Annotated in this window: 15 protein-coding genes and 1 riboswitch; of the genes, 6 read left to right on the forward strand and 9 right to left on the reverse strand. The window is 43.0% G+C overall.

The features are described 5' to 3' along the window. Window positions 1-50: 50 nt before the first annotated feature. From H6G05_RS07620 to acs, 6 genes are all read left to right on the forward strand, one after another. Complete coding sequence (locus tag H6G05_RS07620) at window positions 51-578, forward strand: chemotaxis protein CheW (RefSeq protein ID WP_190577599.1); 528 nt, start codon at window positions 51-53, stop codon at window positions 576-578. Window positions 579-643: 65 nt separating this feature from the next. Next, complete coding sequence (locus H6G05_RS07625) at window positions 644-2,995, forward strand: methyl-accepting chemotaxis protein (protein WP_190577600.1); 2,352 nt, start codon at window positions 644-646, stop codon at window positions 2,993-2,995. A gap of 55 nt (window positions 2,996-3,050) precedes the next feature. Further along, window positions 3,051-9,503 (forward strand): hybrid sensor histidine kinase/response regulator, encoded by a 6,453-nt coding sequence (locus tag H6G05_RS07630; protein ID WP_190577601.1) that lies wholly within the window; start codon window positions 3,051-3,053, stop codon window positions 9,501-9,503. A gap of 47 nt (window positions 9,504-9,550) precedes the next feature. Further along, window positions 9,551-11,362, forward strand: a complete 1,812-nt coding sequence (gene recN, locus H6G05_RS07635; protein ID WP_190577602.1) for a DNA repair protein RecN — start codon at window positions 9,551-9,553, stop codon at window positions 11,360-11,362. Between the two features lie 166 nt (window positions 11,363-11,528). Next, window positions 11,529-11,666 (forward strand): hypothetical protein, encoded by a 138-nt coding sequence (locus H6G05_RS07640; RefSeq protein ID WP_190577603.1) that lies wholly within the window; start codon window positions 11,529-11,531, stop codon window positions 11,664-11,666. A gap of 226 nt (window positions 11,667-11,892) precedes the next feature. Next, window positions 11,893-13,863 (forward strand): acetate--CoA ligase, encoded by a 1,971-nt coding sequence (acs, locus tag H6G05_RS07645; RefSeq protein WP_190577604.1) that lies wholly within the window; start codon window positions 11,893-11,895, stop codon window positions 13,861-13,863. A 37-nt stretch (window positions 13,864-13,900) separates the two neighbouring features. On the opposite strand, the gene H6G05_RS07650 is transcribed toward acs, so the two are convergent. The 9 genes from H6G05_RS07650 to H6G05_RS07690 all read right to left on the reverse strand — a co-directional run bounded on the left by H6G05_RS07650 (window position 13,901) and on the right by H6G05_RS07690 (window position 23,184). Further along, window positions 13,901-14,998, reverse strand: a complete 1,098-nt coding sequence (locus H6G05_RS07650) for a tetratricopeptide repeat protein (RefSeq protein WP_190577605.1) — start codon at window positions 14,996-14,998, stop codon at window positions 13,901-13,903. A 64-nt stretch (window positions 14,999-15,062) separates the two neighbouring features. Further along, a complete protein-coding gene (locus H6G05_RS07655; RefSeq protein WP_190577606.1) occupies window positions 15,063-15,782 on the reverse strand; it encodes a pentapeptide repeat-containing protein in 720 nt (239 codons plus the stop codon). A gap of 17 nt (window positions 15,783-15,799) precedes the next feature. After that, window positions 15,800-16,792, reverse strand: a complete 993-nt coding sequence (hemB, locus tag H6G05_RS07660) for a porphobilinogen synthase (RefSeq protein ID WP_190577607.1) — start codon at window positions 16,790-16,792, stop codon at window positions 15,800-15,802. Window positions 16,793-16,989: 197 nt separating this feature from the next. After that, a complete protein-coding gene (gene purB / locus H6G05_RS07665; protein WP_126388594.1) occupies window positions 16,990-18,285 on the reverse strand; it encodes an adenylosuccinate lyase in 1,296 nt (431 codons plus the stop codon). A gap of 101 nt (window positions 18,286-18,386) precedes the next feature. Next, a complete protein-coding gene (locus H6G05_RS07670; protein WP_190577608.1) occupies window positions 18,387-18,671 on the reverse strand; it encodes a YggT family protein in 285 nt (94 codons plus the stop codon). Window positions 18,672-18,866: 195 nt separating this feature from the next. After that, window positions 18,867-19,688 (reverse strand): ABC transporter ATP-binding protein, encoded by an 822-nt coding sequence (locus H6G05_RS07675; protein ID WP_190577609.1) that lies wholly within the window; start codon window positions 19,686-19,688, stop codon window positions 18,867-18,869. Between the two features lie 27 nt (window positions 19,689-19,715). Further along, a complete protein-coding gene (locus H6G05_RS07680; RefSeq protein WP_190577610.1) occupies window positions 19,716-21,110 on the reverse strand; it encodes a CmpA/NrtA family ABC transporter substrate-binding protein in 1,395 nt (464 codons plus the stop codon). A gap of 15 nt (window positions 21,111-21,125) precedes the next feature. Then, the gene (ntrB, locus tag H6G05_RS07685; RefSeq protein ID WP_190577611.1) at window positions 21,126-21,959 is read right to left on the reverse strand and encodes a nitrate ABC transporter permease; all 834 of its coding nucleotides are present in this window, start codon (window positions 21,957-21,959) and stop codon (window positions 21,126-21,128) included. A 118-nt stretch (window positions 21,960-22,077) separates the two neighbouring features. After that, window positions 22,078-22,222, reverse strand: a riboswitch (cyclic di-AMP (ydaO/yuaA leader). Between the two features lie 149 nt (window positions 22,223-22,371). After that, on the reverse strand, window positions 22,372-23,184 hold the full coding sequence (locus H6G05_RS07690; RefSeq protein WP_322096335.1) for a M15 family metallopeptidase: 813 nt from the start codon (window positions 23,182-23,184) through the stop codon (window positions 22,372-22,374). Window positions 23,185-23,206: the final 22 nt, after the last annotated feature.

The following is a 23,206-nucleotide window of genomic DNA, read 5'->3' on the forward strand; positions in this document are numbered from 1 at the left end:
CTTGAAGACACTTAAAATTTGCTATTTTGCAAGGTAGAGATCCTCAAATTATGGTAGGAAACCAAGAATTCTTCCCTGGCATCGGACAAGATCAGGCTACAGACTTTGATCAAGGCATCGAAGCTCCAGAAGGTGAGCTGCACTTAAGATTTTTTGTGGCTTCTGGAATTGAGTTTGCTTTACCTGCAATTGGAGTCAGTCAAGTTTTGGAATATGCTCCAGATAAGATCAACCCTATGCCCAATGTCTCCCCACTACTGCTAGGTACTGTGAATATTCGGGGTAGAGTAGTGTGGGTAGGTGATCTCGGTCAGTTTTTGGGAGAGGCTCCCCCAGTTAATACTGATCGCGCAGAAATTTCGATTATTGCGATCGAAGATCAGGGCATGATGTTAGGTTTAGCGGTAGAACAAATTGGCGTAATGGCTTGGCTTGATTCTTCACAACTCAATGTCTCTAGAAATAGCTCTGATAGTATGGCTCCGTTTATCAAAGGTGAGTGGATGATGGAAGACAGCGATCCCCTAAAGTTGCTAGATCAAGTCAATATCTTACGATCAGCACGGTGGGCTTCCTAGATACAGTAATTTCAAGATGATTTCGTGCAAATGACAGAGAGTTTAGGGATTTTAGGAGAAAGCAAATGGCCTCAAGTACACAATATCAAAAAGAATATGAAAAGGCTTCCTTAGCCTATATGCAGGGAGACTACAGTCAAGCCGGTAAATTGACACAGGAACTGGTTAAAGTCTGCCCTAGCGATCCCATGTATCGTCTACTTCATGCCCATATCAATCTTGCCCTAGAGCGTTATCAAGATTCAATTGGTGAATATGAAACTGTTTTAAATTTGACTGATGACAACTCAATCCTAGAATATGCCCATAGCGGTATTGCAGCAGCTAAAGAAAGACTAGATCTAAATGATGATAGCTACGGTCTAGGAGATATAGGCGGCACACCTAGCGAATTTAGTAATCAGCAATACGCTTACGAAGATAATACCTATAATCAATCGGCTTATATGCAGGGATCTTGGTCTGCCGATGATAGTAGTGGTGGTCAAAGCAGTGGCTCCAATCGTGCTAACGATTTTGATTTTGAAGATTTTAGTTCTGACACTTCGATGAATGGTTCTAGTCAGTACAGTTATGGCTCGGAAACTCAGCTTGCAGGAGAGTCAAATTATAATTCTGGATACAAATCTAGTAATTCTTCAGGGAACCTGACTGCGGATACCGATGTGGTGTTTATGGATGAATTTGATGATTTTGATGACATTAGTGAATCATCTTTTTCAAGTTCATTTAGTGATTCTGAAGCAACGCAGATGGTCTCTGATCGATCTATGAGTGATTTTGGAAATCAAGACTTTACAACTTCGGGACGCTCAAATACAACATCACTAGCTAATCAAGATATCTCCGCCGCAAGATTTAACCAAACAGAGAATGAGGCTGAGCTATTTGGACTAGGAGCAATTAATACCCCAGTAGGATCAAAGAGAGCAGGTGCTGATATTGTCACCGAGTCCTCTGAGCAGGGTGGCTTATTTTCTCCCTTTGATAACATGCCACTCAAAACCAAGAATGTGATTACAGCGATCGCCGCAGGGGTGGTTGCTATGGTTGCCGCAGGGGTAGTTACCAACTTTGCCACAGGTTCAATCGCCGATAAAGGCTCACGCGAGCAAGTACGGAATACAGGTTGGATGATGGGTGGTGCAGCGGCATTGGCAAGTGGTGCGATCGCGTGGGGACTAGGCAAACGCTCTTCGAGACTGATTGATCAATCAACCGCAAACTTACAATCTCAGTTTGAAGCGGTTATTCGTGGCGATATGAGTCCTCGTGCAACCGTTTATAGCGAAGATGAGTTTGGTAGACTTGCGGCAAGCTTTAACCAAATGATTCAGTCAATTGTCTCTAATACCACTGAAGCCCAACGCAAAGCCGCCGAGCAAGAACAAGCTAAAGAAGATTTACAACGTCAGGTAATCCGCTTACTTGATGACGTAGAAGGCGCGGCGCGAGGTGACTTAACCGTACAGGCGGAGGTGACTGCCGACGTACTCGGCGCGGTTGCTGACTCCTTTAACCTCACGATTCAAAATCTGCGCGAAATTGTTAACCAAGTAAAAATTGCGGCGCGTCAGGTAAATGAAAGCTCTCGCGAAAATGAAGCATTTGCTCGTAGTTTGTCATCGGATGCGTTACGTCAAGCTGAAGAGTTAAGCGTTACCTTAAACTCAGTGCAAATGATGACTGAATCGATTCAACGTGTAGCCGAAAGTGCGCGTGAAGCTGATCAAGTTGCTAAACTTGCATCCGAAACCGCGATCAAGGGTGGCGACGCTGTAGAACGTACCGTAGCAGGTATTTTAGACATTCGCGAAACGGTTGCTGAAACTACCCGCAAGGTTAAACGCCTTGGTGAGTCTTCGCAAGAAATTTCTAAGATCGTTGGCTTGATTTCGCAAATTGCTTCGCGGACGAACTTACTCGCGCTTAACGCTAGTATTGAAGCAGCAAGGGCGGGTGATGCAGGACGTGGTTTTGCGATCGTTGCAGACGAAGTTCGACAGCTTGCCGATCGCGCTGCGAAAGCATCTAAAGAAATCGAACAAATTGTATTGCAAATTCAGAGTGAAACCAGTAACGTGCAACAAGCGATGGAAGTCGGTACACAACAGGTTATCGATGGGACAAAACGTGCTGAACAGGCACGTCAATCACTCACAGACATTATCCAAGTTTCCCATCGCATTGAAACTTTGGTACTATCCATTACTGAAGATACAGTTAAACAAACCGAGACTTCAAGGACAGTATCGCAAGTTATGCAATCAGTTGAGTTGACCGCTCAAGAAACTTCGCAAGAGTCTCAAAGGGTGTCAGCTTCACTACAAAATCTCGTAGGTGTTGCCCGCAGCCTACAAGATTCTGTGGAACGATTCCGCGTTGATTCGGGTGATAAAACAACGGGAGTTCGTTAGGATTATTACCTTCTAGCTATGCTACTCACACCCTAATCATTGAGAGGATTCTGTCATGAACTCGGAACAACAACAGCAGCGAATCATGGGCTACTTCATCGAAGAAGCTCGCGAACATCTTCAGACCATTGAGCAAGGCGTATTAAACTTGCAAGATGTTTTAAATGATTCCGAATCAATTAATGAGCTTTTTCGTGCTGCTCACTCGATTAAGGGCGGCGCTGCCATGTTGGGAGTCGGGAGTATTCAGCATGTTGCTCACCGATTAGAAGACTTTTTCAAAATCCTCAAAGAAAATTCGCAAATAGCTGTTGATGAGCGCTTAAAAAGTTTGTTGTTAGCAGGATTTGATCCCTTGTCAGAACTTCTAGATGAGTTGCAAGGTGGTTACAAAATATCTGACGAGTTAACAATTGAAACCAATAATCGCGTTAAGCCTGTATTTGCTGAGTTAGAGTCCTATCTAAATCAGTTAGTCTCAGATACTGATGGGGAAATCTCCGTTGAAACATATAGTCACGAACCAGAAATTATTCCTCAGCCACAGCCAGTAGTTGTTTCTCAGCAGTCGGTATTTCAGAAAGAAATCACGACTAAAATGCGGGATATGCTGCAATTGTTTCGAGCGACAGATGATGCAGAAAGCCGATCGCAGTTACAAGCAGTTTGCAATTACTTCCAAGAGATTGGCAACCAATTTGATTTGCGAAACTGGACTAATTTAGTAACGCAAATTAAAAATGCGATCGCTCAGCCTAGTAACTCTTACCGTACCCTCGCGCCTATTTTAATTCGGGAGTTGAAAGAAGCCCAAGATTTAGTGCTCTCAGATCGGGAATCGGAAATTTCTGTGTCCTTACAACTCCAAAATCTATTACCCTATCGATTTTCTGAGACAGAGGATGATGAAGTTAGTACGATCTTCACGACAGCCTCTGGGGATATTGGCGAAGATTCAATAGTAGATGATTTTGATAGTGCTGATATATCCATTACAGGAGATATCGATATAAATCCAGATGTGGATATCGATCTATTTGCCGATCAAGTCAATGAAGAATCATTTGATTTGACAGACATCCATGAGAACCAAATGGATTGGATGGATGGTGAATATGAAATCACTGAAAATCAACATATTGATGGACCTAAGGTTGGTGCTTCAGAATTAAAATCTTTAGCGATTTTGTTTGAAAATGATGACATTGATTTTGATGCCGCTTGGGAAGATATCGAATCCAATGAAACGAATATAGCAAACCTTGGAGCTACGACTTCAGAGAGTCAGGATGAATTTGCTGATTTACTTGATCATAATTCTGAAAATAATGATTCAATAGTTCCCAACTCAAATAGTGAAAAATCTAGCATTGATAAACTGTTTGGAGATTTTTCCACCCAAGATTCTGTGGCTGAAGAGAGTAGTAATTCTCTATTCCCAGACGATCTTGATGATTCATGGCAACAAACGAGTGATATTGTTTCAGAAATCAGTTCTGGGATTAATCTAGACAGTGAGCAGTCAAGCCTAGATGATGCTTTATTCTCAGACGAATTTGCTCCTGAAGAGTCCCTAGAAAATCAATTTGATATGGATTTAGGTGATGCTGATTCATATGTAGATATTGCTGAACAAGTCACCGATTCTCAAATTGATGAAGCAATTGCGATCGATGATCAGTTTGACGATATTGATGTTAGTGAATTCAATATTGATGATATTAATTTCCCTGAATTACCAGACCAGACAACATCCACTGAACAATCCATAGATAGTAGACTGGTTGATAGAGAGGAGTCTCAACCTCTGTCTAGTGAAGAATATTTTGCTGCGCTTGCACTGAACGAAAATGCGATCGATAGTGATGAAAACGATGACCCTAGCGAACCATTCGCTTTGACTTTCTCGGAAGAGGGCATGAATTTGCTTGAAGATCCCTTTGCGATCGATGAGAATCTTGATGAAATCCTTTTGGATGCATCTCCGAACATAGGTAATGAGGAAGACGTTAGTTCTGATATTAATAATTTCTTTGAAGATTCTGAAACAATTGAATCTAGTGATTATGCGGAATCAATATCAGAAAGTAACAACTTTGAGAGATTTGAGAGCATTGATACTACAGGATTAAATTTATTTGATGAACTGGGCTTTGACAATGATGAGTTTGATGAAGTTGTAAACCCTCAAGAGCAAGAAGAATCAACAAGCTCACCAGATATTACACTTGATGAAAATCCTGATGACTTTCTAATGGTTGCAACGGACACTTCCGAAGTTAGCGATAATCTGGACTTTTTTAATGAAAGTAGTGAGTTGATAGAAGAACCAATCTCTGCTGTCAGTAATGCTGAATTAGATGATAGCTTCGATGCTTTAGCAGAAAATAGCTCTCCCAATGATCTCACTGATTTCTTTGCAGATTCTGAAAATGAAGAAGACATTCCTGAAGCGATCGCTACTGATGAATTTAGCGAAGAGTCTACTAACACTGACGGTTTGGATGATTTCTTCGCAACAGTTGAAGAACCTGTAATTGCTACAGATATCGATGATGTTGACAATGATATTGATGGATTTACTAACGAATTTACTAACAACGATGATTTAGGGGCTTTAGGGGATTTCTTTGCCTCTGGCGAATCTGAAGAAACCGAACTAATTGATAACATAGCTCGCGAAGCAGTCAGCTTTTCTGAGGAAGACAATCAACTAGATGATTTCTTTACCGATGGAACTGCTGAAGAGTCCGAAACTATCACTAACAATATCAGTGATAGTTTTGATCAAGAATTAACTAACACTGATGATCTAGATGATTTCTTCGTACCTACGGAAGAGCTTGAAGTTTCTAATGCTGCGAATAATGAATTAGATGTTTTCGCTGAACAGGTTGAACACTCTGATGAAGTAAATGATTTCTTTGCCGCATCTGATGAGCCTGCAATTATTTCTAACGATATCAGCAGCATTGATGATTTTGATCAAGAACTAACTAATACTGATGATCTAGGTGATTTCTTCGCAGATTCTGAAGAACCTGAAATTGTCTCTATCGATACTCCCAATAGCGGTGAAATTTCTGATGAACTAACTAGCACTGATGATTTAGGTGATTTCTTCACAGAGCCTGTAGGTGAATTAACTAGCACTGATGATCTAGGTGATTTCTTTGCAGATTCTGAAGAACCTGAAATTGTCTCTATCGATACTCCCAATAGCGGTGAAGTTTCTGATGAACTAACTAGCACTGATGATCTAGGTGATTTCTTCGCAGAATCTGAAGAATCGGAAATTATCTCTAGTGATATTGATAGTGAACTAGATGGATATTCGGGTGTTAATGATGCTGAAGATTTAACTAACTTCTTTAGTGAATCAGGTATTGATAATGCACTAGATGAATCTGAGGATTTAACTAACTTCTTTGGTGAAACAGAAAATGAGCATCAGAGTTTAGGAGAAGACATTTCAAACAATGAATTTAGTATTGCGCTCACTGATAGTAACGAGCTTGATGCTATTAATGTAGTTGATACATTAGATGGATACGAAGAGCAAACAGAAGACTTCATGGATTTTGACTCTCCTCAAGATGCTAATCCTGAATTCTTGTCAACATTAGATATAAATGAAAGTATTTTTGAAGCAGATTCTGAAGATTCATCAAGGGAACTATTCGAGCAAATAGACTCTTCTGATGACTCTGATTTGGCAAATTTCTTTGCTGACGCTGGTGAAGAAGATTTAACTATACTAGAAAATGATCTTGACTTTGATCAGGACAAGTCATTAACTCAGAATGAGGAAATCAATGATTTTGGAAGTACAGCAGATCAAGACTTTGAAAATCAATCTTTACAGACCGTAGGAACGGAATTGACAGACCCTCAAGAAGATTTCATTCTTGAAGAGAATGACATTACAGCAAACACAACTATTGACAATTTGGTTGATTTTTTCCAAGGTGATGATGATGATTCAGAGTCAAGTTCGCTACAGATGCCAGAAGAGTTTGTAAGTGAGAACTTAGCAACTGATGAACCGCTCAGTTTTGGCGAATTCAATGAATTTGAAACCTTTAACGAAGAGCGTTCGGAAACTTTGGATTATGCTCTTACTCAAGAGCCTGCAATGAACACTCTGCCACCTGATTATCAATTGCAACCTGAAGAACTAAATGGGATTGATGACAACTTCGACTTCGATGATTTAGAAGCGATGATTGGTAGTTCTAGTAATATGCCAAATGATATTAATGATCAAAGTAATCTAACATTTGACAACCAAATCTCAGAAACTGTCATGAATGCTCAGGGTTCCGAGTCTCCTGATGATATGGATTTTGATGAATTGGAAGCTCTTTTAGGTGATACTGGCAGCTTTGATAGCTCTAACACCACGAAGACTACATCTACCAATGGCTCAGGGAATACTACTCCCAGCAACCCAGCAAGTTCGGCTGATGACTTTGATGAGTTAGAGAACATGCTCCAGAGCGCTTTTGCGAAAGATGTTGGACCTATCAAAACTAAGTCTCCCGCACGTCAACCCGCCGCTGCTCGGAAGCCAAGGTTAACTGACTCGACTATGCGTGTTGATGTCAAGTACCTTGATAGCCTTAATAACCTTGTTGGGGAACTAGTTGTCAACCGCAACCTTTTAGAGCAGGATCAGGAAAGATTACAGCAATTTATCACGAACCTACTACATCAAGTGCAACTGTTGAGTGATGTATCGCAAAGGATGCGTGATCAATACGATCGCTCTTTGCTCGAAGCATCTTTAACCGCAGGACGTGGGCGTTCATTCAGTAGTTTTGAAACATCATCATATTCGGGTGATGGATCTAGCTCGAATAGTTCGGTTAGCAATGACTTTGAAGGTATTGAGTTCGATCGCTACAATACTTTCCACGTTTTATCACAAGAAATTATTGAGTTGATTGTCCGAGTCCGAGAGTCTGCTTCTGACATTGAGTTCGTGGTTGGTGAGACAGATCAGGTAACTCGCCAGTTAGGCACGATTACCACCCAAGTTCAAGACGATTTGAAACAATCACGCATGGTTCCCTTCGCACAAATTGCCGATCGCTTACCTAGAGGTATTCGCGATCGCGCACTTAAGACTGGCAAACAAGCCGATCTAGAAGTATTTGGAAGGGAGACTCTAATCGATAAGGCGATTTTGGAATCTCTTACTGATCCATTGACGCACCTTGTCAACAATGCGATCGATCATGGTTTGGAAGATCCTGCCACTCGTCAAGCGGCGGGTAAGCCTGCCACTGGCAAACTTACCGTACGAGCCTATCACCAAGGTAACCAAACCGTAATTTCCATTAGTGATGATGGTGCGGGCATCAGTACCGATAAAGTAAAGAAAAGCGCTGTTTCTAAGGGAGTGCGATCGCAAGCTGAAGTTGAGCGCCTCAATGATACTGAGGTTTATGCTCTGCTATTTGAGCCTGGATTTAGTACTGCGGCTCAAGCCGATGAATTTAAAGGACGTGGGGTTGGACTAGATGTGGTCAAAACTTGTCTTGATGACATTCGTGGCGTAATTATTGTGGAATCAGTGGTTGGCAAGGGTACGACCTTTACAATTCGCTTACCGCTTACCCTGAGTATTTCTAAGGCGATGTTCTGTATTAGCGATCGCGCTCGGATTGCGTTCCCCGTTGATGGCTTCGAGGATATGGTGGAAGTTCCCCAGAGTCAGATTGTTCTTAACGAGAAAGGTCAGCCCTGCTTACCTTGGCGCGATACAGTCTTGCCATTCCAGCATTTATCTAACTTGCTATCCTATAGCCGCCACCTCAGCCGCAGCAGTATTTATGGGAAGCAGGAAAACGATGAACTTTGCATTATTATTCTCCGCAATGACACTAGTTATCTGGCGCTACAGGTCGATCAGTTCCTTGGTGAATATGAAATCGTAATCAAGCAACTTGAGGGACCAATTCCCCAACCTGCGGGAATTGCAGGGGCAACCGTGTTAGGGGATGGTCGAGTCATGGCGATCGCTAACGTGTTGGAATTATTTGACATTGCTAGTGGCAGATTGCGTCCTTCGACATCAGGGATGACTATTCAGCCAACCGTTGAAGAAGATGTTGCTGTTGATCCAACGGTACTAATTGTTGATGACTCGATTACAGTACGTGAGTTACTATCACTGACCTTTGCGAAAGTAGGCTATCGTGTGGAACAAGCTAAGGATGGACAGGATGCTTGGGAAAAACTTCGCGCTGGTCTGCCTTGCGACATGATCTTCTGCGATATTGAGATGCCTCGCATGGATGGATTAGATCTACTATCGAGATTACAAAAGGATTCTCGACTGAAAGAGATTCCTGTGGCAATGTTAACTTCACGCGGAGCCGATCGCCATCGTCAGTCAGCAATTCAGCTTGGGGCAAAGGGTTACTTCACTAAGCCCTACCTCGAAGAAGAATTATTGAGTGCCTCGAAGCGTCTACTAGCTGGAGAAACTCTGCCTATCTAAAATATTCAAGAATGTGCAAAGCACATTCTTGAATCAAGAGAAAACCTATGCTGCTGAGTCTTAAAATTGAAAATTTTGCCCTGATCGATCGCTTAGAGCTTGAGCTATATACAGGTCTAAATATTCTCACAGGTGAAACAGGAGCAGGCAAATCAATTGTCCTCGACGCTCTCGATGCTGCGCTTGGGGGCAAAGTATCAGCGAGAATGTTAAGAACTGGATCAGATCGCGCCAATATCGAAGCTACTTTTTCGACTAATCAGGCGATCGCCCAATGGCTAGAGCTTCAAGAAATAGATGCAATTGATGCCGAAACACTGATTTGTAGCCGCGAAATCACGGCAAAGAGCAGTCGCACCCGCATTAATGGCGTAGTTGTAAATAAGCAACAGATCCAAGAATTGCGCGATCGCCTTGTCGAGATTACTGCCCAAGGTCAGACGATCTTGCTAAGCCAAGCTGCTCAACAGCGAGAATGGCTAGATAGCTTTGGTGATCAAGTTTTTAATCAGGTGCTGTTATTGCAAAGGCAAAAAGTAGCAAAACTATTTGAAACAAAGGAGCGATCGCGCAAAGCTTTATTTGATCGCCAACAGAATGAACGCAATCGATTACAGCATTTAGACATGTTGCGCTATCAGCTCAAGGAACTGGAAGCGGCAAATTTAAATGATCCCGATGAATTAGATACTCTCGAAAGCGATCGCAATCGGCTAGCCCATAGTGTGGAATTACAAAAGCAGGGCTATGCCGTGTATGAAGCGCTCTATCAGAATGACAGTGGTAATGCTTGCGCGGATTTGTTAGGACAAGCAGAATCGATTCTTACGGAAATGGTCACGCTTGATCGCGAAGCTGAGGGCATTCTTGAACTAGTTTCTAGCGCACTTGCTCAAGTCGAAGAAGCAGGGCGGCAGATCAACAATTATGCCAATCGTTTGGAATCTGACCCCGAACAATTGGAAGCGATCGAACAACGAATTAATCAAATCAAGCAAATCTGTCGTAAATATGGCACACTTCCCGAAGCGATCGCCTATACCGAAAAGTTGCAACTTGAACTTGCTGAACTCACCGATCAAAGTATTTCTATTGAAGATTTGGAACGTAAAGCTGCGGCTGATTTACAGGCTTTGCTGAAGGCTTGTAAAAAGTTGACTGAATTACGTCGGCAAACGGCGATCGCTCTCGAACAAGTACAAATCGATGCTTTGAAAATGCTGGCGATGGAAAAAGTTCGCTTTCAGGTCGGAATTTATCCGAGTGAACCCAATGCATTAGGTGGCGATCGCATAGTCTTTGAGTTCAGCCCTAATCTTGGCGAGCCTTTGCAACCTCTTGCGGAAACTGCTTCAGGTGGTGAGATGAGTCGATTTTTATTAGCGCTGAAAACTTGTTTTGTGAAGCAGAAAACCCAAGAATCTCAACCAGCATCAATGGAGTTTAATCATGCTAATGTCGGCACAATGGTATTTGATGAAATTGATGCTGGTGTATCAGGTCGCGTTGCCCAAGCGATCGCGACGCAACTTTGGCAACTGAGCCGTAGTTCTCAAGTTCTTTGCGTGACTCACCAACCATTAATCGCTGCGATTGCTGATCGACATTTCCATGTTAGTAAGCAGGTAATCGGCGATCGGACTCAAGTACAAATTCGTCTCTTAGAATTGGAAGAACGGAAACAGGAGCTAGCTCAGATTGCTTCAGGAATGAATGTTGAGGAGGGGAAAGAAGGAAAAAGGAAAAAGGAAAAAGGAAAAAATATTGATAAGGAGGGTGTTAGTAGTACGGTGTCTCAGGCGATCGCTTTTGCTGAGTCTTTGCTAGAGCAGGCTGCTACGATCAAAGCTAGTAGCTAAAATATTAAGTAGCCCTGCACTCAAGTGCGGTCTAAAAGCTCAAGTCTTCTTAAGCAGACTAAAGGTTAATTCTAAGCAACTCGTTTCAATGGGTTGAAGCTTTTAGCCCGCACTTGAATGCAAGGCTGCTGCGGATAAAAAATGATCATTCTTACTACTTAAAGCTATGACAACTCAACCTCAAACTGATAAACAACCTTGTACTGAGACTAAACAAGAACCCATTCTCTGCAATCACTGTTTGCGTACGGCTACTAATGGCATTAAATGTCAGGGTATCTGTGTTGCTGATAGTGGCTATTAATTGTTGATGACATTTCTATCTATCAGCAAATCTTGAAGCGTGATTATATCTAGGAACAACCCTGTAATAGTCACTGACATTGCTAATCATTGCGGAATTTTACTATTTCTAAATTATAGATTCTCGATAATTTACACTAGGGGCATAACTATCAACAGTATTCTTAAACGAGTAATGATGTGTGGCTCTTTGCGCCGTGCATTATCACTACCCATAACATTAATTTATGTCACAACCAACGATTGAATCAGTTTTACAAGAAAAACGCTTGTTTGAACCATCAGCACAGTTCTCTCAGGCAGCCCATATCAAAAGTCTTGCGGAATATCACCAAATTTACGATCGCGCTAAAGCCGATCCTGCTGCCTTCTGGGCTGAGCTAGCCGATCAAGAACTACATTGGTTTGAGAAATGGCACACCGTTCTCGACTGGCAACCGCCATCGGTGAAATGGTTTGACGGAGGCAAAATTAATATTTCCTATAACTGTCTCGATCGCCACTTGACTACTTGGCGCAAAAACAAAGCGGCTCTAATTTGGGAAGGGGAAAATGGCGACTCGCGTACGCTGACCTATAGCCAATTGCATCGCGAAGTTTGTCAGTTTGCCAATGCCCTCAAACAATTAGGAGTCCAAAAAGGCGATCGCGTTGGTATTTATATGCCAATGATCCCTGAAGCCGCGATCGCCATGCTAGCCTGTGCCAGAATCGGCGCAGTACATGGTGTCGTATTTGGTGGTTTTAGCGCCGAAGCTTTACGCGATCGCCTTGTCGATGCCGAAGCAAAACTTGTCATCACTGCCGATGGTGGTTGGCGCAAAGATGTGATCGTGCCATTAAAAGAGCAAGTAGATAAGGCGATCGCCAATGGAGCCGCACCTTCCGTTACCGATGTTTTGGTTGTGAAACGGACAGGTCAAAATACGCATATGACCGCAGGGCGAGATCATTGGTGGCATGACTTACAGCAGGGCGTTTCCGCTAAATGTGATGCAGAGCCAATGGATAGCGAAGATATGCTATTCGTTCTTTACACCTCTGGCAGTACGGGGAAACCGAAGGGAGTCGTGCATACTACGGCTGGCTACAACCTTTATAGCCACATGACCACCAAATGGATTTTTGATCTCAAAGATACTGATGTGTATTGGTGTACTGCTGATGTGGGATGGATTACAGGACATAGCTATATTGTGTATGGTCCATTATCCAATGGTGCAACCACCCTGATGTATGAAGGAGCGCCCCGCCCTTCCAATCTTGGCTGTTTTTGGGATGTAATTGAGAAGTATCAGGTGAGTGTTTTCTATACTGCACCTACTGCAATTCGCGCCTTTATCAAAATGGGTGAGCATCATCCTAATACTCGTGATTTGACATCACTGCGTTTGTTGGGAACCGTCGGTGAGCCGATTAATCCTGAAGCTTGGATGTGGTATCACCGCGTGATTGGCGGTAGTCGATGTCCAATTGTGGATACATGGTGGCAAACGGAAACAGGTGGAGTCATGATTACAGCGCTTCCTGGAGCGGTTCCCACAAAACCAGGTTCGGCAACACTTCCATTTCCAGGGATTATTCCTGATATTGTCGATCTTGAAGGTAATCCTGCCCATGAGAACGAAGGCGGTTATCTAATCGTGCGTCATCCTTGGCCAGGGATGATGCGAACGGTTTACGGTGATCCAGAGCGCTTCCGTAAGAGCTATTGGGAGCATATTCCCCCCAAAGATGGTAAGTATGTCTATTTTGCGGGTGATGGCGCTCGTAAGGATGAAGATGGTTACTATTGGGTGATGGGTCGCGTCGATGATGTAATTAACGTTGCTGGTCACCGTTTAGGAACCATGGAAATCGAATCGGCGCTAGTTTCTCACCCTGCGGTTGCTGAAGCGGCTGTAGTTGGTAAGCCTGATGAATTGAAAGGTGAAGATATCTTTGCCTTTGTGATTCTGGAAGGCGATCGCCAACCTAGTGAAGAACTTGCTAAGGAACTCAAAAAACACGTTGTCGGTGAAATTGGGGCGATCGCCCGTCCTAATGAGATTCGCTTTGCGGAAGCCTTGCCTAAAACGCGATCGGGTAAAATTATGCGACGTTTACTGCGATCGCTAGCCTCTGGGCAAGAAATCACCAGCGACACTTCCACCCTAGAAGATCGTTCGATTTTAGATAAATTGCGCGAAGGTGCTTAACAAAAAAGAGGCTGTGCATCACACAGCCTCTTTTTTGTTATTTAAGATCTGCTAAAGCTTTACGGGCTTCCTTTAAACCATCAATATTGCCTTGTTGATTAAAGAATCGCTCAGCACTTTCTAACATCTTGCGAGCTTCGATCGTGCGTTGTTGAGTTGCTAATAACTTACCTAAAGCTAGATAAGTTGGTGCATCCTCTGGCTCAGCTTCAAGAATTTGGCGATAAGCGACGATCGCCCCCGATAGCGAACCTTGCTGAATATAGATATCAGCGATCGCCCGTTGTAACTCGATCAAATTATTAACAGGGATATTTCTTGCTCCTGCGGCGCGACGGAGAGAGGTGATCGCTTCAGCATAATTGCCTTCACTTTGAAAGACCTTAGACATCGCAAGATTGGCTTGGGGGTGTCGAGGATCGACTTCTAAAGCTCGTTTGAACTTAGCGATCGCCTCTTCATATTGATTTTGCTCAGCAAATAAACCACCAAGCGCCACCAATACATCAGCGTCAAAAGGCGCAATCTTATCGGCTTGATTATAGGCAGCAAAAGCTCCTTTCCGATCTCCTGAGAGTTTTAAAACGTAGCCCAAATTCAGATAAATCTTGGCATTTCTAGGAGCAACCGCGATCGCTTGACGATAAATCTTAGCGGCTTCGGCATATTGTTTTTGTTCAGTCAATAAAAAGCCCACACTGTTATAAGCATCTATATTTTGGCGCTCCAAGGCGATTACACGGCGATAGGCGGTTAACGCGCTAGGATAGTCTTTAATGCGGACATAGACAAAACCTAATGCATTAAAGGCTTTAGCATTATTGGCATCTAATTTAGTAGCTTTATCTAGAGCCTCGATCGCCCCAGAATAATTATTCTGTTGGGTTAGTAAAAAGCCAAGACTAGTTAAAATGCGCGAGTTTTTCGGCTCTAGATTAGCAGCCTGTTGATAAGCAGCGATCGCCCCTGCAATGTTATTGTTTTGCCACAGTTGCCGCCCTTGCCTGATCCATTCTGTCGCATCTTTTTTAGTTTGGGCATAGACACTTTCAGAAATTGGCATAGCGATCGCCCCTGCGATCGCTGTTACTAGAGCAAGATTTGTCAGTTTGGTGAGTGAACGAAACAAAGGCATAAGCTTTCTAATTTACGTTAATTAATTTCTATAGTTAGGCAGACAACGCTTGACTATAAAAATTTTATTCTTCTGAGTTTACCTCTTCCATATTAACAAGCATATTAACAAGCTCAACTGAGTTAGGTGCATTACGTGCGTCTGTAAAATCTGTGCCTTCAATACTCTTAAGGGTCGATAGATAGGTTCCTGTCAAATCTGCACCAATTAACTTGGCATTAGCTAAATTTGCCCAATTTAGCTTGGCATTAGTCAAATTAGCGCGGCTAAGATCGGCTCCAGCGAGATTTGCACCTGTTAAATTTGCCCTTGTGAGATCAGCTTCGGTGAGATTTGCTCCCCGCAAATCTGCCCCATTCAGATAAGCTCCTGTCAAAAAGGCGTTTGATAGATTTGCCCGACATAGGCGCGATCGCGTGAGGTTGGCACTAGTCAAAAACGCATTACTAAAATTAGTTTCTACTAAGACCGCATCACTGAGGTCGGCTTCAATTAAAAATGCTTCGGAGAGATTTGCGCCAATTAACGAAGCTTGTTCGAGAATAGTGCCATTGAGATTTGCTTGAATCAGAATGGAACCACTCAAATTTGCTCTTACTAAATTTGCCAGATTTAGTTCCACATCTTCTAAATTGGCAATATCCAGAGTTATTTCCTCTAGATCTGATTCAATAAAATTGGCTCCAGTCAAATTGGCTCCAGTCAAAATCAATCCGATGAGCGATCGCTTACTAAAGTCGCGATCGCCCAAAGCGTAACTTTCGAGAAGTTCTTTTGCATTCATGATTGATTGACAGACGATTAGGGACGATAACCCGAAGCAAGCAACTGCGCGACCGACTTGGCATGGTAGGACAAGATAATATCTGCACCAGCACGCTTCATGCTTAACAGAGTTTCAAACATTACCTTCTTCTCATCAATCCAGCCGAGTTGCGCCGCCGCCTTAACCATTGCATACTCACCACTGACGTTATAGGCAGCTACAGGTACATTGGTTGCATCTTTTACTTTGGCGATGATATCCAAATAGGCGAGAGCAGGTTTGACCATCACAATATCTGCGCCTTCAGCAATGTCGAGATAGACTTCCTTAATGGCTTCACGAGAATTGGCTGGGTCCATTTGATAGGTCTTTTTATCACCAGACTTAGGTGCAGAACCTAGAGCATCACGGAAAGGTCCATAGTAAGCAGAGGCATATTTCGCAGAATAGGCGAGAATGCCCACGTTCTCAAATCCAGCTTCATCTAGCCCTTGTCGAATTGCTCCAATCCGACCATCCATCATGTCAGATGGTGACACAAAATCAGTTCCAGCAGCGGCTTGGGAAACAGACATTTTGACAAGAACTTCGACTGTCTCATCATTCAGAATTACGCCGTTATCATCAATGATGCCATCATGTCCATGTGTAGTGAAAGGATCGAGGGCAACATCGGTAAAAATAATAATATCGGGAACTGCTGCCTTAATAGCGCGAACTGCACGCTGTGCTAGTCCTTCAGGATTAAAACTTTCACTACCTGTGAGATCTTTTCTCTCTTCAGGTACAGCAGGGAAAAGGGCGATCGCCTTAATTCCTAATGCATAAATCTCTTCTACTTCTTTAACCAATAGATCGAGAGTAAAGCGATAGGCTTCAGGCATTGAAGGGATTTCAACACGATTATTCTCTCCTTCCATCACAAACATGGGATAGATAAAGTCATCTGTAGTTAGATGGTTTTCTCTAACTAGGCTACGGACAGAAGGGTTACGACGGAGGCGGCGAGGACGATGTGTGAGTTGCATTGATGTTTCTTGACTTTTCTTAATGAATTTGCGTTAAAAACATTTAGTAAAACATTTATTTTTTAGATATGTATTATACCAGAATCACTAACACTAATTCCAAAAAGAAAAGTGGCGCATCGCGCCACTTTTCTTTATAAACACTCAAACGTTTACTAAAAAGAAAAAGAAAGGCAGCGCGAAGCGCTGCCTTTCTTTTAAATACCCAAACGTTGATAGATTTGGTCAAGATTTTTAAGATGCTTATTAGGATCAAAACAAGCGGCTAACTCTTCTTCAGAGAAAGTTTTCTTGACGGTTTCATCTTCGCTGATCAACTTACGGAAATCACCGTCAGTTTTATTCCATGCAAGGTGCGCTGCTTTTTGGACGATCGCATAGCTATCTTCACGGCTCAAGCCCTTAGTGACTAGTCCGAGCAACACCTGCTGACTGAAGACCACACCACCATAACAATAGAGATTGCGCTCCATGTTGTGGGTATGCACCAACAGATTTTTGGTTAAATCAGTGATTTCTCGGAGCATGAAGTGCGTGAGAATGCAGCTATCAGGTAGCAGTACCCGTTCCGCCGCACTGTGGGAAATATCGCGTTCATGCCATAGCGCCACATTTTCCAGAGCCGTCGTCGCATAGCCACGCAACAAACGCGCCATGCCGGTTAAACGCTCTGAACGGATGGGATTGCGCTTGTGAGGCATTGCGGAGGAGCCTTTTTGTCCCTTGGTGAAATGCTCTTCCACTTCGAGGACATCGGTACGCTGAAGGTTACGGATTTCGACGGCAAAGCGTTCGATTGATGCGCCGATCAGGGCTAATACTTGCGAGAACTCAGCATGGCGATCGCGAGAAATTACCTGCGTCGATGCACAATCGGGCTGAAGTCCCAATTTTTGACAGGCGATCGCTTCAATACGTGGATCTACATTGGCATAGGTTCCCACTGCGCCCGAAATTTTACCGACAGCGATAGTCTTATTTAAGTTCAATAGGCGATCTCGATGGCGCAACATTTCCGCTAACCAGCCAGCCAGCTTAAATCCAAAGGTAATTGGCTCTGCATGGATACCGTGCGTCCGACCCGACATAATCGTGTAGCGATGTTGTTGGGCTTGGTAGCGAATCGCTTGGATGGCTTCTTCTAACTGGGCTTGGATGATTTCTAAGCTATCAACTAATTGCACTGCCAGAGCAGTATCTAGCACATCGGAACTAGTCAAACCGAGGTGGATGTAGCGCCCTGCATCACCTACATATTCATTTACGTTGGTCAAAAACGCGATCATGTCGTGCTTGACCGTTAACTCAATTTCATTGACGCGATCGGCATCAAAGTTTGCTTTCGCCTTAATTTCTTCGACAGCATCGGCAGGTATATAGCCTAATTCAGCCTGTGCTTCGCAAACGGCGATTTCAACTTGCAACCAAGTTTGGTACTTATGGCGATCCGTCCATAACCGACCCATTTCGGGCAATGTATAGCGTTCTATCAAAACTTACGCTCTTGAAATAATCACAATTTTTAATTATAGCAAGTTTTTTTAGCTATAGCTAAAACCCAAAAAATAGAAAGGCGGCGCGAAGCGCCGCCTTTCTATTGCATCATCGTCAAAATACCTTGCTGTCCTAGCAACATTTCGCGCAAAAGACTAAAAATCCCCACTCCAATCACTGGTGATATATCAATACCGCCGATGGGTGGGATTAACTTTCTTAGTAAAAACAGTAAAGGCTCAGTTGGAAAAGTAATTAGGCTATAGGGGAATTGCTTGAGGGGAATCTGGGGATACCATGTCATGATGATCCGAAATATATACATCAGGATAAATAATCCCAACACAATATTGAGAGTAAGAGAGCTAATGGCGATCTCGTCCACAACAGTAACCAGTTTCTAAATTCAAAGTACTTATGCGATCGATCCTAACAGTTTTACTTGCCATTTTTACTCGCGTTTGAACTAGATCATGCCTCCATATAGAGCTATAGACACCTGTATCAAGACAAATCAAGACCCAAATAGTGTGAGGCGGCGCTTCGCGCCGCCTCACACTATTTGGGCTTTAAGAATGATCTACTGATATCGTTCTAGAAAATCTAACGCTTGATTGCGTAACTCATAGTATTCTCTAGACTCTCGCAATTCGTGGCGATCGCGAGGACGTGGTAACGGAATATCTAGCACCTGTCCAATCGTTGCTTTTGGCCCATTGGTCATCATTACCACGCGATCGGACATAAAAATAGCTTCATCAACATCATGGGTAATCATCATCACTGCTTGGCGATGGTTTTCCCAAATATCTAAAACTTGCTGTTGTAACTTCGGTCTAGTTAGAGCATCGAGCGCTCCAAATGGTTCATCTAGCAATAGCATTTTCGGACGAGTTGCTAAAGCGCGAGCAACCCCAACTCTTTGCTTCATACCACCTGAAAGTTCTTGGGGATATTTATCGGCGGCAGCGGTGAGATTGACCATTTCAATATGTTCGTTAACTATAGATATTTTTTCATCACGACTTGCGGTTTTAAATACTTCATCTACCGCCATGCGAATGTTTTCTCTGACTGTCAACCAAGGAAGTAACGAATAGCCTTGAAATACCATCATCCTCTCTGCCCCTGGCTTGCGAATGACTTTACCTTCTAGAGTGACTAAGCCTGATGTCGGTTTCTCTAAACCTGCCACAATTCTGACTAGGGTTGATTTTCCACAGCCAGAGTGACCAATTACAGAGACATATTCCTGCTCAGCGATCGCAAGGTTAATGCCATCTAGTACCACAAATTGACTTCCATCAGGTTTGCGAAATGACTTGACAATATTTTCGACCACTAAAAAGGTTTTGTCAGGTGGATGGTTGTTAGATGTGAGACTGGTTGGGGAAGTAGTCATACAGTTTTTTTGTTTCTAGGATAATTTTTAGGCAAAGAAAAAGGACTTGGGAGCATTTGCTCGAATTGCAAAGTTGCTGAGATAGCCGATGGGATTACTAGGATCAAAGGATTGGCGATCAACTAAGGCTGAGGCAGGTTCTACTTTATAGTCATCAGCAGGACAAACAATGCCCATTTCGGCAGCAATTTCTCGATACAAATCAGTGCGCCATCCTTGACGAGCGATCGCCTCAGCATTCTTGGGAAACTCAGGAATTTGTCCCCAACGGGCGGCTTGGGTCATTAGCCAGAGGCTCTGTGATTGCCAGAGGAACGTAGAATGATCGTTGGCAATATCAGAAACAGAAGTGGGCATTTCAAAGAAAATGGTTGTTTCTAGGCTGTTAGTGATGCGTTGTTGATTATCAAATCCTCCGTAGTTGTAGTTCCCTACAATTGCGGGTCGCGTATATTTAACATTTGCTCCTGTAAAGGAACGTTGGGAGATGATTTTAGCAACTTCTTCACGATTCGCAGGTTCACTGCAATATCGACAGGCTTCAATCATCGCTTTTACTAGCGATCGGTAGGTTTTGGGATAGTCTTGAATGAAGGATTCACGCACGGCTAAAAGGCGATCGGGATGTCCATTCCAAATTTCTCGCCCTTGAGCAAAGGTAAATCCAACTCCCTCATTACCCTTAATCGCTCGCGTATTCCAAGGTTCAGCAACCATATAGGCTTGAATTGCATCCATCCGCATATTGCTCACCATCTGAGGTGGTGGTGTAATAATAGAACGCAATTCAGTAACTGGATTAATACCAGCCGCTGAAAGCAGATAGCGAATAAAATATTCATAAATGGAAGAACTCAGAACCGTTGCCCATACTCGATCATCTATGGATGCAGTTTGCCAATATTGTTGCAAATCTCTTCCAAAGGCATCTAAATCGCCGCTATATGTAGATAGGGGACTGATACCCGCTTCCCATAATTTACGATTGAAGGTAATGGCATTACCATGACGGTGAATGGTCATGGCAGCACAAAGGGGAAATTGACGTGCGCCTTCTGCGCCAATACGGGCATTGGTGACAGCACCAGATACAACGGGAGAAGCATCTAAGCGTCCAAAAATGATCCCGTCACGGGAATTAGCCCAACTCGCTTCTCGACTGAGCGTAACGTTTAATCCATACTTGCGAAAAAAACCTTTTTCCCAAGCGATCGCAAAGGGAGCGCAATCGTTAACAGGTACAAAGCCAACCGTTAAATTTGGCTTTTCCAAACTGGCGGGATTAATTATAGGCTCCACCGCTAACGCTGTTTCCGATAGTCCAGTGGGATTTCGTCCTTGTTCTTGGGAACATGCAGAAAAGGCGATCGTTGAGGCAGTAGCGGTCATTCCCTGAAGGAATGCTCTCCTTGTGGTAGACATGGGAATCTCCGAAGTTTAGGATTGTGCGGGGCGACGAGTCATGATTGCTTGTAATTTAGCAAGGGCATAGTCCAAAATCAGTCCTGTCACACCAATCACAAAGACTGCCAAAAATACAGAACTTACATTTAAACGATTCCATTCATCCCAAACAAAAAAGCCAATACCAATGCCACCCGTGAGCATTTCTACTGCTACAATTACTAACCATGCAATCCCTAGACTAATGCGTAAACCTGTAAAAATATAGGGCAAACTCGCTGGCAGAACTACTTTAATTAACTGCTTCCAACGAGGCATTTCTAACACTTGAGCAACTTCCAAATAGTCTTTGGGAACGTTACTTACTCCTTCAGCAGTGTTAATAATCGTAGACCAGAGGGAAGTAATGAAAATCACGAAAATTGCTGAAGGTTCGGCAGCATTAAAAATAGCAAGGGCGATCGGTAACCAAACGAGTGGAGAAACTGGCTTAAAAACCTGAATAATCGGGTTAATTGCCAACCAAGCATTGCGTGATAACCCAATCCAAACCCCGACGGGAATGGCAACTATAGCTCCTAAGAGAAAGCCAATACAGACTCGACGTAAACTTGCTAACAGTAGCCATCCAATCCCAATATCACCAAGTCCACGACGATAAAACGGATTTAAAATAAAATCTAAATTCTTGACAAATGCTTCTGGCGGTGTGGGCATCATTTCACTGCGAAATAAAGCGATCGCCCACCATAGGGCTATCACTCCTGCAAATCCTGCGATCAGCAGCAATATATTAGCTCGAAACAAATTGCGAAAACACCCATTTATAAAAGTGCGGGTATTAGTCGCCAAACTCATCAAAGCCATGATTTGTAGTACCTTGTTTCAGAATGGACTGATGTGCTCTGAGAGTCCAAACAAGAATCCTGTTGAAACTGATACTACTCGTCAAAAAATTTTAACTTGCAGCGATCGCCATTTTCCACAGTCTTCTCTCACTGCCTACGAGGTTAGCTGACGGGCTAGGACTGAGAGATGTCCTTTTTCAGATTCATTCTGAAAATACGCCCCTATGCTCTTAGAGAACTTGGTTCCCCCGTTCTTTGTTTTACTTTAGGTAATAACTTAGAGATAAAACAAAAATTAGGCTGACTTACTCAGTTGCACAAAGATATATCACCATTTTTTTTAACATGTCAACACCTAAAATCTAGATGTAATCTAACTTGTTATTAGACGGAAAGTTTCTTTCTAATAAAATATTCAGGCTTAGCAGTAACTATCTAACTCCTCCATAAATCGCAGCTTTTTCATTGCTAATCCATGCCCAAAGTTGATCCCCATAGGAGAAATGCCACCACTCGTTAGGATGCCTTACAAATCCACTATGGTTCATCACTTCATTTAATAATTTGCGATCGCAATGAAATTCCATTTCTAAACTATCGATAGAATTTGCAAAATAATTAGGTAAAGAGCGATCGCTTATCTCATCAATAGGAGAACCCATATTTATTTCTTGTATAGAGTCCCCGCCTTTGGCGGGGACTCTATATAGGGTGACATCGATCGCTGCACCTGTACTGTGAGGCGGTGGCATTTTCGGATCGTGGCTAGGAATTGCCCAAAACTTCATCACTTCTGCCATGAGTGAGTTTTTTTGTTCTTCAGAAAGAGAATTAACTTCCAAGCCTCTACTTTCAGCGAACTCAGCGAAGCTATAGTCCACCATAAACTGCTGTACAGGAATTGGGCGATAGGCATCAAAAATTGCAATTTGATAATTGGGTCGAATAGTTTGTAAATAGGCTTGAGATTTTTGCAATCTCTCTAAAATGCTTTGACGCACCCAAAAAGGAGAGCGATCGCCATAAGGTGCGCCCAATGACATATAGGGATGAGGATCGATGGTTATGATGTTTGAGGCGATCGCTACTAGAGGCTCACCACATTCAGCGATCGCAATATTTTGATAGGGCTTCATGGGCAAAGAAAAAGGAAAAAATAAAGCTAAGGAATGAAAAATAAATAACTTATGCATTTCAGTTATTTTGAGGAATAGCTCTATAATTCCATTTAGGAAGATATTCATCAAAAATGATAGGTAGATTTTC

The organism is Phormidium tenue FACHB-1050, assembly GCF_014696925.1.
GTDB lineage: Bacteria > Cyanobacteriota > Cyanobacteriia > Pseudanabaenales > Pseudanabaenaceae > Pseudanabaena.